This is a genomic window from SAR324 cluster bacterium (genome assembly GCA_015232315.1).
GTDB lineage: Bacteria > SAR324 > SAR324 > SAR324 > NAC60-12 > JADFZZ01.
In genome coordinates this window covers 39362-52067 of sequence record JADFZZ010000017.1, presented here as the reverse complement: position 1 = coordinate 52067, position 12706 = coordinate 39362, and the positions used below count along the sequence as shown (strand labels likewise).

13 protein-coding genes are annotated in these 12706 nt (G+C 45.0%); 6 read left to right on the top strand and 7 right to left on the bottom strand.

The window, feature by feature from the left end:
- Positions 1-193: 193 nt before the first annotated feature.
- The 3 genes from feoB to HQM11_12475 all read right to left on the bottom strand — a co-directional run bounded on the left by feoB (position 194) and on the right by HQM11_12475 (position 2929).
- Positions 194-2377 (bottom strand): ferrous iron transport protein B, encoded by a 2184-nt coding sequence (gene feoB, locus HQM11_12485; protein MBF0351842.1) that lies wholly within the window; start codon positions 2375-2377, stop codon positions 194-196.
- Positions 2378-2486: 109 nt separating this feature from the next.
- Positions 2487-2726 carry a ferrous iron transport protein A gene (locus HQM11_12480; GenBank protein ID MBF0351841.1) on the bottom strand — a complete coding sequence of 80 codons (240 nt, stop codon included), beginning with the start codon at positions 2724-2726 and terminating at the stop codon, positions 2487-2489.
- The gene (locus tag HQM11_12475) at positions 2723-2929 is read right to left on the bottom strand and encodes a hypothetical protein (protein MBF0351840.1); all 207 of its coding nucleotides are present in this window, start codon (positions 2927-2929) and stop codon (positions 2723-2725) included. The genes HQM11_12480 and HQM11_12475 overlap by 4 nt, the downstream gene beginning before the upstream one ends.
- Positions 2930-3408: 479 nt before the next feature.
- On the opposite strand from HQM11_12475, the gene HQM11_12470 reads away from it, so the two are divergent.
- The 5 genes from HQM11_12470 to HQM11_12450 are packed head-to-tail and all read left to right on the top strand — an operon-like array spanning position 3409 to position 7704.
- Complete coding sequence (locus tag HQM11_12470; GenBank protein MBF0351839.1) at positions 3409-4155, top strand: peptidase; 747 nt, start codon at positions 3409-3411, stop codon at positions 4153-4155.
- A 13-nt stretch (positions 4156-4168) separates the two neighbouring features.
- Positions 4169-4756 (top strand): D-sedoheptulose 7-phosphate isomerase, encoded by a 588-nt coding sequence (locus HQM11_12465; protein ID MBF0351838.1) that lies wholly within the window; start codon positions 4169-4171, stop codon positions 4754-4756.
- An 18-nt stretch (positions 4757-4774) separates the two neighbouring features.
- Positions 4775-5521: a nucleotidyltransferase family protein gene (locus HQM11_12460; protein MBF0351837.1), complete on the top strand. Its 747-nt coding sequence runs from the start codon at positions 4775-4777 to the stop codon at positions 5519-5521.
- A gap of 49 nt (positions 5522-5570) precedes the next feature.
- The gene (locus tag HQM11_12455; GenBank protein MBF0351836.1) at positions 5571-6779 is read left to right on the top strand and encodes a class I SAM-dependent methyltransferase; all 1209 of its coding nucleotides are present in this window, start codon (positions 5571-5573) and stop codon (positions 6777-6779) included.
- Positions 6780-6789: 10 nt separating this feature from the next.
- Complete coding sequence (locus HQM11_12450) at positions 6790-7704, top strand: NAD-dependent epimerase/dehydratase family protein (GenBank protein MBF0351835.1); 915 nt, start codon at positions 6790-6792, stop codon at positions 7702-7704.
- A 56-nt stretch (positions 7705-7760) separates the two neighbouring features.
- Here the strand turns inward: HQM11_12450 and HQM11_12445 are convergent, their stop codons facing one another.
- Positions 7761-8444 (bottom strand): leucyl/phenylalanyl-tRNA--protein transferase, encoded by a 684-nt coding sequence (locus HQM11_12445; GenBank protein MBF0351834.1) that lies wholly within the window; start codon positions 8442-8444, stop codon positions 7761-7763.
- A 121-nt stretch (positions 8445-8565) separates the two neighbouring features.
- Between HQM11_12445 and HQM11_12440 the strand changes: the two genes are divergently transcribed.
- Positions 8566-9108, top strand: a complete 543-nt coding sequence (locus HQM11_12440; protein ID MBF0351833.1) for an HD domain-containing protein — start codon at positions 8566-8568, stop codon at positions 9106-9108.
- Between the two features lie 50 nt (positions 9109-9158).
- Here the strand turns inward: HQM11_12440 and HQM11_12435 are convergent, their stop codons facing one another.
- Genes HQM11_12435 through HQM11_12425 form a run of 3 tightly spaced genes read right to left on the bottom strand, consistent with a single transcriptional unit; the run spans position 9159 to position 12580 of the window.
- Entirely contained in the window at positions 9159-9869 is a 711-nt protein-coding gene (locus tag HQM11_12435; GenBank protein MBF0351832.1) for a DUF2202 domain-containing protein, read from the bottom strand.
- A gap of 19 nt (positions 9870-9888) precedes the next feature.
- A complete protein-coding gene (locus HQM11_12430) occupies positions 9889-11784 on the bottom strand; it encodes a ferric reductase-like transmembrane domain-containing protein (protein MBF0351831.1) in 1896 nt (631 codons plus the stop codon).
- Positions 11785-11791: 7 nt separating this feature from the next.
- Entirely contained in the window at positions 11792-12580 is a 789-nt protein-coding gene (locus tag HQM11_12425) for a magnetochrome domain-containing protein (GenBank protein ID MBF0351830.1), read from the bottom strand.
- Between the last annotated feature and the right edge of the window lie 126 nt (positions 12581-12706).

Genomic DNA, 12706 nt, shown 5'->3' with positions numbered 1-12706 from the left:
ACACACTTCAAACAAGTTGATCTCCTGGTGCGAGCAAATATTCAGGGAATTTATAATTACGAGGGCGCTAAAGTCAATTTTAACTTTATAAGGATAGATTGTTTTGGTGGAAAACAAAAAAGCCGCAAAAACATGTTGAATCAGTTTTGCGGCTTATGAGGACTATTTCTTCAAAGAGGAGAATGAACTGGGGTCAATTGATTTGAAGTATCAACGAACCAATTTGATAAACACCTACGGCTAATACATAGGCGATGATCGTGTTGCACACGATACTGAACCCTGCCCATTTCCACGAAGTTTCCCTGGCGATCGCCACAACTGTAATGAAACAGGGCGCATACAACATGACAAACACCAGCAAACTGGCTGCTGTTAAAAATGTCCAATTGGGATCTGCTCTCAATCGGTCGGATAATGCTTCTGATGCTTCCGCGTCTACTTCTCCCAGGCTATAAGCGGTGCCCAGACTGGAGACAATGACTTCTTTTGCGGCAAAACCGCCAATCAAGGCGATATTCACCCTCCAGTCAAATCCAGCATAAGAACTGACTGACTCTAAAGCAGTGCCTAATTTTCCCGCTAAGGAATAACGTAAGGCTGTGCCTGCCTGATTGTTATCAATTGTTAACATTTTTTGCTCGATTTCAGCCTTTTCTTCAGCGGTCAAACTGTCTGTCAGCGTTTCCTCAAGTGCCACTTTTTGATGCTGGAATTCCTGAACCTGTGCCTCTGGCAGTTGCGGAAATGTCATGGCCGCCCATAGCAAAATGGATATGGCCAAAATAACCGTCCCGGCCTTTTGAATGTAGTTCCAGGCTCGTTCCCAGGTATGAATGAGCAAACCTTTCAGTGTTGGCAATCGATAGGGGGGAAGTTCCATCACAAATGGTGTCGAATCCCCTTTGATTACAGTAGAACGCAAGACTCTGGCTGAAACCAGCGCAACCGTCCAACCCAGCAGAACGCTGGCGAACAACACTTGTGGTCCATATTCCGGAAAAGATGCCGCGCCCAGCAACAGTACCACGGGTGTTTTGGCGCCACAGGTTAGAAAGGGCAATGTTAAGATCGTCGCTAATTTTTCCTTTGGACTTTTCAAGGTTCTGGTTGACATTACTCCTGGCACAGCGCATCCACCAACGATCCCTCCGGAAATGACAAAGGGCATCACCGATGCTCCATGCAAACCTGCCGCCTGCATGATACGATCCAGAATGTAGGCCACTCTGGCCATATAACCGGAGTCCTCAAGGAAGGCAATCATGAAGAACATAAATAATATCAATGGGACAAAACCAAGAACGCCTCCTACGCCATCAATAATTCCAGAAACCACCAGCGATTGAATCAGTCCCTCGGGGATCAGATTTGTAGCGGTATCGCCCAGAAACCCGAAAAAGGTTTCCAACCATCCCATTGGAATCGCGCCTACGGTGAATGTCATAACAAACATTCCATATAAAACGCCCAGCAGAATGATCGGACCAAACAACCTGTTGGTCAGAACCTTGTCGATCCTGTCGCTCAATTCCAGTCGTTCAGCACGGTTATTTCTTGAGATGATCCCTTCATTGAGGATAGACGCGATATAACCATAGCGATAGTCCGCAATCACTTCATCAGGTGTTGTATCAAGAGTTTTTTTACAATGATCTGTAACTTCAGCAACAATTATCTCCAATTGTTTATGGGTTTCCCGTTCCCTTAAACCCATGGAAATCACATGAGAATCACCTTCCAGATATTTAATCGCAGTCCATCGTGCAGGGAGAGCGCCGTTCATGAAGTTATGTTTGATGATCACATCTTCCATTTTTTGCAAAGCGAGATCAAGATCTGCGCCATACGAGATATACAAGGGCACTGTAACACCTTTGCCTTCTTTAGCGTTTCTAATGGCCTCAGTGATGAGTTCTGTCTTTCCTTCACCTGTTTTCCCAACGGTTTCCAACACTGGAACCCGCAACAAACTGGATAATTTTTTTGAGTCAATCGTAATGCCTTTTTTGCGGACCTCATCAATCATGTTCAATCCCAAAACGAGCGGGATGCCCAGTTCGAGAAGTTGCAACGTAAAATATAAGTTTCGTTCCAGACTGTTGGAGTCCACCACGTTGATAATCACATCCGGTCGCTCATTGATGAGATGATTTCTGGCAGCGATTTCTTCTTGAGAGTAAGGGGTCAACGAATAGGCCCCTGGTAAATCACAAATGTTCAACAACGTATCATTGATTGTCGCTTGTCCCTCATGTTTGGAGACAGTAATGCCGGGGTAATTCCCTACTTTTTGTTTTAAACCTGTTAATGCATTGAAAATTGTGGATTTGCCGCAATTGGGATTTCCAGCCAGGGCAACTTTCAATTGATCCATACGAGTATCCTTTGAATAAAATTGGGGAGATCTAAAAGATTCTATACCCCGCCGCAAGAGATGGACGGGGTATAATCATGCGAATTATGAAGGGAAGGAGTAATTCAGGTTATGCACTGAGTTGAACAAGAATATGATCCGCTTCTTTGTTTCTCAACGTTAAGGTGAAATCTTTCAGACGTAACGCAACAGGATCTTTCAAGGGTGCTCTTCCAATGACCTGGAAAGTGGTATTTTTGACAAGTCCCATGTCTCTAATTCGTCGTCCCAATTCACCGGTTGCCTTGACTGAAACAATGGTTGCTTTTTCATTGATTTTCATATTTCGCAGGCTGATGTGTTCACTCATAGTGTCTCCTTGTTGGTTTTTAGAATAAATTCACTGTTTCCCTTGGCCTGTCCGCAACCGGAAGAGTTTGATTTTTCTGCGCCAGAACAACCTTCTGAGCAACAACTACCAGAGCCTGAAAGTGTTTTTTTGAACTTTTGTACCAGATAAAAGGCCGTAGATAACAGGATCGCAAATAAAATCAATGCTTCAACCACGCTCATTTTTTACCTCCCGAAAATTTGTTGAATGACCAGGATAATAATTTATGGATGTAAGAGTAAATAACTAAACTTCGTATATGCTAACAAAAATATAGTGTCAATGGATTTTTACTAATATTTGTGAGGTAAGCGAGATCACAATGTGTGGAAAATACTTTGACTGGTGGGATGGCCAGGGTTGTTCAGTTCAACGGCAGGACAGGATTACGTGCCCGTCAAACATACGGTTTTTGGCGTTTGCGGGGCATGTAATGTTGACGCTCAAAACTAGGAGGCTGTCCGAGAATGCGTTTTTCGGGTTGTCTTAATCAGTTATCGTCAAACACCCAATCCTGAACGATTCTTAGCGACGTAACATGTTATGACTCTACAGTGTTACAACAGCATCCCCTCCGGCAGTAAGAACTTGATTTTAGAGGATGACTCTAGCATTCTCCGGCTTTAATTTTTTAAGTCTAATCGTGAACAGGGTCTTAGTTATGACATATTGTCTGGGAATCAAACTTCAAAATGGACTGGTCGCAATTGCGGATACTCGACTCACGTCAGGAACGGTTCGCACCACAGCCCGAAAAATAACCATCCATGAACACAACAATCACAGCATGTTTGTGATGACTTCGGGATTAAGGTCTGTCAGAGATAAAGCCATCACTTATTTTGAGGAAGTTCTGGAACAGGAAGTCTCTTCTTTTGATAAAATGTATAAAGCGGTCAATGCTTTTGCCAACGAAATTCGTCGGGTCGCCGAAGAAGATGGTCCCTCTCTTAGAAACAGCAATATCTGGTTTAATCTGTATGCGATTGTGGGCGGACGTCTTGAAAAAGACAAAGAACACAAACTCTACATGATTTATCCTGAAGGAAACTGGGTTGAATCAACCATCGGCTCCCCATATTACATCATTGGGGAATCAGGTTATGGAAAACCTGTGCTGGACCGTGCCCTGAATTATGAAGATAGTTTGGAATGGGCGCTGAAAGTGGGATATCTTTCGTTTGACGCAACCCGGACCAGCACCACGGATGTAGGCTTTCCCATTGATGTCGCAGTATACCGCAATGACCTTAAATACATGATTCAGCATCGTTTTGAGGCTGAAGATTTTGAAACGATCTCCAGTTGGTGGCAGGACTGGATCCGCAAGGGTGTTTCAGAATTGTCTGATGACTGGATCAACCAGATTTTTTCAAGACTGAAACCATTTTCAAACAACATCTATTGATCGGAAAAGCTTTATGGCTGATATATTCCTGACTTCTCAAATAGAAAACAACATCACCCTCAAACAGCAACTTCTGGCGGATTCAAATTTTTTAAGCCTGCTTCAGGAAGCGTGTGATCATTCTGTGCAGGCCTACAAACAGGGAAATAAACTTCTGATTGCCGGCAACGGTGGTTCTGCCGCAGACGCTCAACATATCGCAGGAGAACTGGTGAGCCGCTTTTATTTTGACCGCCCTGCACTTGCCGCAATCGCACTGACGACAGATACCTCCATTCTGACAGCCATTGGCAATGATTATGGTTATGAAAAACTGTTTTCTCGACAGATTGAGGGAAATGGTGTGAAAGGCGATGTGTTTCTGGCAATTTCCACTTCTGGCAATTCTCCCAATATTGTCAATGCCATTGAAACCGCAAAAAGCATGGGAATCTTTGTCATTGGTCTGACAGGATCTTCTGGCGGGAAAATGGGAACGTTGTGTGACCTCTGTCTGAAAATGCCCTCCAATGAAACACCGCGAATTCAGGAAGGACATATCCTGGTTGGACATCTGATCTGCTCATGGATTGAGCATCGGCTTTTTTCTAAAAATTCCTGATCTGCTTCATTATTTCTCATGTCTCATTCTTTGAAATTTAATCTCGATATATCCGCAGTAGTCCTTGCTGGAGGCTTTGGTACACGAATCCGACACCTGCTTCCAGGAATTCCCAAACCGATGGCTCCTGTCCTGGAACGCCCGTTTCTGGAGTGGGTTGTTCAATATCTGGAAAAACATGGCATCAGGGATATTCTTCTTTCCACAGGCTATCTGTCTGAAGTCATTGAACAACATTTCAAATCGTTGACCACTCTTTTCAGCCGGACTCACTGCTATCAGGAACCCGAAGCTCTAGGAACAGGGGGCGGCTTTCTGCACTCTGTGAACAATCATTCCCATCAACCCGATATCTGGCTCGTTCTGAACGGGGATTCCCTGGCATTGGCAGATCTGGCCCCCCTGTTTTCCAGATTTCAGGACTCAGAAGTGGATGGTGTGATCCTTGGTCTGGAAGTCGAAGATACCTCCAGATATGGCTCCCTCATCCTGGACCGTGAGGGCAATCTGGTTGAATTTGCGGAAAAACGACCGGGAAAAGGGTTGATCAATGCCGGTGTCTATGCCTTTCGACATCAGTTGCTGAGCGATTTTCCCGAGGTGCGTCCCTTGAGTTTTGAAACGCAGATTTTCCCAACGCTACTCCAGCAAAAGCATGTGCTTCGTGTGCATCCTGTCGCAGTACCCTTTCTGGATATCGGCACCCCTGAAACCCTGAATCAGGCAGAAGCTTTTATAAAAAATAATCAGGATCTGTTTGCCTGAATATCGTTAGCCACAAAAACTTTATGAACCCTTTAATTTTGCTCCGTGTATGAACACGTTACTAAACGCTTGCCGTGTTTGTGATTCCTCTCGTCTGGAATTGGCCATTGATCTGGGACATCAGCCCTGGTGCAATCATTTTTTAAAGGAAGAGGAACTCGGCAAGGAGCCGTTTTATCCCCTGCGGGTTCTATATTGTCACGATTGCGAAACGGCACAGCTTGATTACACTGTCAAAAAAGAAATCATGTTCGGCGATCACACCTATCTTTCAGGCGTAACACGCTCATTGAACTACCACTTTCAAAGCATTGCGGAGGAAGCGGACAAACGTTTTTTTGCCGGAGTTCCTGATAAATCCATCCTTGATATTGGTTCCAACGATGGCTCTCAATTGAAACAATATCAGGCACTGGGATATGAAGTGACCGGGGTCGAATCGTCCAAAACCACCGCACGGATTGCCAATGATGCCGGTGTGCCTACCATCAACTCCTTTTTTAATCAGGAACTGGCGCGTCAATTGCCCCGGAAATTTCATCTGATCAATGCGTCAGGAGTGTTTTTTCATCTGGAAGAACTGCATTCGGTCACAGAAGGAATCAGGGATTGTCTGAGAGACGATGGCGTGTTCATTGTTCAGTTTCTGTATATGAAAAAGATTGTGGAAAATCTGGCATTTGACCAGATCTATCATGAACATCTGCTGTACTACAATCTCAAAACCATTGAAATCCTGCTTCAGCGACACGGTCTTTCCATGTTTGATGCCAGACTGTCTCCGATACATGGTGGGTCCATTATCGGCTATGTCACGCATAAGCCTCGTGCCACGCCTTCTGATCGCCTTAAAACCATGATCGCTCAGGAAGAACAGGATTCCAGCAATGCGTTTCAAACCTACCGGTTGTTTGAAAAACGGATAGAGCAGATGAAAATTGAAAATCTGGCATATCTGGAAAAAGCCAAACAGGCAGGCAAAACCATCTATGGTATGGGTGCCCCCGTCAAAGGCAACACCATGCTCAATTATTTCGGGGCAGGTAAACAATATCTGGATGTTCTGGTGGAAAAAAATCCATTGCGGAAAGGTTTATATGCTCCGGGAACCCATATTCCCATCGTCATGGAAGATGAATTGACGCGTCTCCCAGATATTTATTTTGTACTGGCCTGGAATTTCAAGGATGAAATTCTGGCTCGAAACCAGCACCTCATTGAACAGAGAATTGAATTTTACTTCCCTGTCAACCCATGAAAGGCACCGCATGAAAATTCTGGTAACCGGCGCAACCGGTTTTCTGGGCACCACCCTTTGCCGCACTCTTGAAGAACAGGGACACGAGGTGGTGAAACTGAATTCAAAAAACGCGGATTTGACCCGCCAGGAATCGCTTAAACCGTTTGGTGCTGTGACGTATGACCAGATTTATCATTTGGCCGCATGGACCCAGGCTGGAGATTTTTGTCTGTATCATCCGGGAGAACAATGGCTCATCAATCAGCATATCAACACCAATGTACTCACCTGGTGGCAGAAACACCAGCCGCAGGCCAAACTGATCTGCATGGGCACCAGTTGTTCCTATGCGCCAGAGTTGCCGTTGAGAGAAGAAAATTATATGTCAGGAACTCCCATTGAAAGCCTGTTTACGTATGCCATGACCAAACGGATGCTGTATGCGGGATTACTGGCCTTGAACAAGCAGTTCGGTTTGAATTATCTGTGTCTGGTCCCATCCACTCTGTATGGTCCTCAATATCACACGGATGGACGGCAGATGCATTTCATCTTTGACCTGATCCGCAAAATCATGCGTGGAAAATATCATCATGAACCTGTCACACTCTGGGGGGATGGATTTCAACGGCGGGAATTGATTTATATTGGTGATTTTGTAAATACGACGCTGGAGTTGACCGCTCATCACAACAATGAACTGGTGAATATTGGCGGGGGTGAAGAGTTCACGATTCGTCAGTTTGCCCAGTTGATTTGTGAGAAAATTGACTACGATTTTGGAAAGATTCAGTTTGATACGTCGAAATATGTGGGTGCCAAATCCAAATGTCTGGATATTACCAAACTGAAATCGTTGATGCCCAACTACAGCCAGATTCCCCTGAAAGAGGGTCTTTCTCTCACGATTGACTGGTTTTATGAAGCCAATGTATTTGCCTGACCGATAACAGTTTGATGCCCATTGATGCCCACGTAGGGGCGACCGGCCGGTCGCCCTTACATCATCCAGTTCTTGGGGATATCTTGTTGTTGCACCTGCCTCCTCAACATGGTGAGGTATTGTTTCCGGGAAACAAACACTCCGCCAAAGCTTTTTGAAAGAGGGGTTTCCATCTGGCAATCCATGAAAGGAATCCCCAGCTCTCCAAGCTTTGCGACCAGTGCGGCAAACGCGATTTTTCCGGCGTTGTCACGGCGAAAAAAACAGGATTCACCCGCAAAGCTTTTCCCGATGGAAACCCCATACAAGCCACCGATCAACTCTCCCGTTTCCGCATCATAGGTTTCTGCTGAATGCGCGTATCCGAGTTCATGCAGTCGGGTATAGGCTGTTTGCATTTCGGGTAAAATCCATGTGCCTCGTTTACGTTCTTCAGAACACAACCGAATCACACTGGCAAAGTTCGTATCAAATCGGGTTTCAAATCTGCCTGACCGTATTTGTTTGAGCAAGGAACGCGAGAGATGTACGTCATCCGTAAACAGGACATACCTGGGATCTGGAGAATGCCAGAGCAGTCCATAATCCGAGGGCCATGGAAAAATCCCGTTGGCATAAGCATTGATCAGCCGTTCGATGGAAAAATCCCCATTAACCGCGACAATTCCGGTATGTTCCGGGTCCAATCGTTCTACTGGAGGAAAATGGGGAGATGATGCTTCATTCAGCCACAATGGCATAGTGATCCTGTGTGTTTGAATTGAATCTGGACAATATATCCTTGCGCTTCGATAGCATGTGTGTCAGTTCAAAACAACAGCGAAATTCAAGTTTAACAGTTTTTTTGAAGGAATGAATCCCATGACACCCATAGAGCGAGTGCCTCTCATTGAAGCTGTATTTGTTTTCTGGAAAAAGCCCCTCGGCAATGATTATCAGGCGTATCACGGCCATGTGTACCGGGTTTATAACTACACCTTGTTCCAAATGGAAACAGAGGACCGGATTGTTCATGAAAAGGTGGCAATCGCATCAGCCTTTCATGACATCGGAATCTGGCTCGATCGTACTTTTGATTATCTTGAACCCTCCATTGCGCATGCACGGGAATTTCTGGAAAACTCAGGACGAACTCTCTGGGGTGATGAAATCGCGAAAATGATCGATAATCATCACAAACTGGTTCCCTATCGTGGTGAATTTGGCGCAATGGTGGAGGCTTTCAGAAAAGCGGATTTACTGGATCTTTCCATGGGATTGCTTGGACCGAAAATACCCTCCGCTTTCACAAAAGAGGTGCGGCGGATGTTTCCTTATGAAGGCTTCCATAAAGTGTTGCTGGGGGTTGGAACACAATGGATCAAAAAAAATCCGTTGAATCCATTCCCCATGATCAAACCGTAAATTATTGATTTGTGACACACAAAAAGGTCTGCGGAGAATAGCTGTGGTTTTTATGGGGTTAATACGAGTGGACTTTGAACGATAGAATCCACTCGTTCCTGAGGAAGAATAACCGCCTGATAACGGTTTTCATACAGTTCTATACTGTGAACAAATGCTCGTAAATGGTGATATGAGCCATTTCGGATATTATTATAGACGAATATTATATCCTGCTTGTCAGTTGCCTGAATTGCCGCATCCAGATCGCGAATATCCACTTCTTCAATGAGTGCACCAACCTTAAGAGCCTCCAAAATAGAGGATTGTCCTCTCACTACAAGTTGCGAGTAAAGCTCAGACAGATTGTTGTTCAAAAATTCACCTGGTCCTTTATTCAATGAAGGATCTGGAATATTGTATACATTCAGAAGATTAGCAACCCTGTTGGTATGGCGTTGTTCCGATTGCGCGATGCTGGAAAAAATGTTGAATTGCCACTGCTGTGATAAAAACTGATAGACATCCAAAGCCATTTTCTCCTCTTCGCGCATAAAGAGCAGATCTTCATATTCCTGTTGAGTCAGAGTTGTGTTATTGGAATTCGCAACAAAAGCAACGTTTTGTCCCTGCACAATAGAACCGGGCGCAATTGAGGCCGTTTCCCTGTTTTTGAGGTAGCCAAACAAGATGATGATGACTATCACACCAACCAGCATGCCAATCATTACTTTGTTTTGGGGCGATAGGGTATTTTTTTGAGATTGTTGTGTATCAGACATAAAGATCCATTGAGTTTTTTTAATTAACAGTTTTTACATTTTTTTGGGGCCTCTTCCACCACCGATAGCCAAGCAGTAACGCTACCGCAAATCCATAGATGAGAGGTTCTCCATTTTCATGGGTTGCGGCAAACATAAAATGAAAAGCTACCAATATATTCACAAGATAAACAGTTTTGTGAAGCTTTTTCCATTTTTTACCACCAAGTTTTTTCATCCAGCCTTTTGTTGATGTCACTGTTAAAACAACCAGAATGATAAACGCGGCCACTCCCAGAAGAATGAAAGGGCGTTCTACAATATCGGTAAAGATCTCATTCAAATTAAAGACCCACTCCAACGACCAATAAGTTAACACATGCAGAAATGCATAGAAAAAAGCATAAAGTCCAATCATGCGGGAATACTGCATGAGCGCTCCCACCTTAGTCAATTTGGCTACAGGGCGTAAAGATAAGGATAACAGCAGAAAATTAAAGGCCCAATCCCCCAGGTAACGGTTGATAAAGCCGACAGGCATCTGCCCGATGTCACTGCCCAGAGTAACACCTCCGACCAGAACCCGTCCAATCAACCAGATGAGAGGCAGCAGTGACAGCATAAAAACAAATGGCTTCAGATTAATTTTGCGCCGTTTGATCAAGGTATGATCATCGCGTTCATCCATGCCGCTTTTAACAAGCCAAAACGCATAGAACATGATCAGCATGTTACTTGCGCCAATTAAAATAAACGGCGCGGTTGGCCCAACAGCGTCAAAATAATAGCCACCGCTTTGAACCAGCATCACAACACCCATGGAGCTGATCAGATATAACAATCCCTGTAATGATCCCAAAACATGCGTTGGGGTGAGTTCAGCGGCTAATATCTTGGGGCCAATCAGACTGCCTGCCTGACCGATACCTACCAGGGTTAGCGGCAGTAACGTTGTCCACCAGTCGAAGGGATTTGTCACCATCATCGCTAAAAGAATGAACCCGATTCCAGTGATCGACAGGCTGGCACCTATGGCTGAAATACGGCTATGCGTATCCATGTATTTGCGCCATAAGGGCATTGTGAGCAGAATGATAAGCCCCAGATAACCCAGCATCAATCCTGCTTGTCCCGCCGCGGCCGCGTGTGAGATACCAACAATATCGGCAAAAGAATTTGTCCATAACGAGAGAAATACGCTGATCGCCAGCATGTCTGCCCGAACATACAGGGCGGAAGCGAAACAAAGCTGCATCCTTGGGTCACTGGATAGTAATTCCCAGGCCTGTTTGAAGGGTTGGGGGACGGACTCATCTTCATTTGAATCGGAAAGCATGTAGTTGTTGACAATAAACGCCCCGAATACGGCAACATAAAATGGCAGGAGCATAACAAGCTCAATATTTTTGACCGAGGTGGGAATCTGCATCAGAATTGCGAGGATGATGGTGCTGCCCAGAATCATCATGAAAATCATGTTGGATAGAAGTTCCGGGTGCTTTCTATCGGGGGTCCCATCGCCTCCCATGGTCGAGAGTTGTAACTGGAGCGTGTCGGCTCCCATTGAAACTAAAATGCGCATCATATAAAAAAACGTAAGGCCGGAAATACCGATGGTAAGGGCTATGTTCTTGCTAAAAGGGATCATTAAGGCCGCAAATGCGGCGATAACAAAGCCATAAAACAGAGAAGCCATCCTTTTGCGGCGGCTCCAGGCGAAACCCAGAAGAAAATTCAGCCCCAAACTGCACATTTGGGTAACAACCACCAGATGAGCATTGATGGTGCCTTCCTCCTCAAAAGGGATAACAATCACATCCGCTAAAAAGAAGGGTTGCAGTGCGGCGGTGAGGCCGATGACCAGGGTGGATAGCGTTGACAGAAGATAAAATACCTCCCATTTTTCGCGGCTTAATATATTGGTTATTTCTTTCATGATAAACTCACTCTTCATCGAACATAGCACCAGTTTCCCAGAAGCCAATCATTTCTTTATCGCGAATATCGCAGAATTGCCCATTGACTGAGAGTGTTTTTACATATTGCATTTCCGTTGTTGCGGCCATGTCTTGAAAGGCAACACCTTTTACAAACATTCCAAAATCAAGAGAGCATTTTTGTTCTTGTAAAAACCAGCCTGGTGCTACATTGTACCATGTCGGTGTGCTAATTTTGTTATCTACCAGAATGTTTATATTATCAGTTTGATAGGCCCCTGCCTTTTCTACAATACGAACAATTTTTCCTTGAAAGCGAGTCAGTCCAAAACTCTCATGCCATTCCGGGTCCCAGACTGCCGCATCCGGGGTCGCGGGCATTACGACCTGGACCTGAGCCACTGTAATTGCCGTGGGCGTGTTTGGTCTGGTTTCAATGGCGGCGGGAGTGCTTTTCCGGGTTTCAGCGGCAACTTTTCTGCTTATGATTTGATGACACATGGAACAGGCCTGCTTGTGACGTCCATCCTTATGAGAAATTGGAATGGCCGCTCCATCAACAATGGGTGGTATAATTTGATTACGTCCAGCAACACTTGGGTCCACGATCGCATGGCAACTCGCACAAGCCATTTTTTCTCGCCCGGCTTTATGAGGCGACGGTGTACCGGCTACAATCGCAGGTGCCTGCTCATAAACATGATCTTTCCATGGATCATTTTGGAACACCGAGAACATCAATACACTTATGGCAAAGGTAACTCCTGCGGCCATAATCCATTCGGCAATATTCAAATCAATCCTCCAAATCAGATGCGGCCATAATAACGCTGTGGCTAATGAAATGTTTGTTTTGCTAACGCCGCAAAGGCGTCGATATACAACGGCTTGCTTCTTTAATCAAGCCTGCATTTTGTTTTC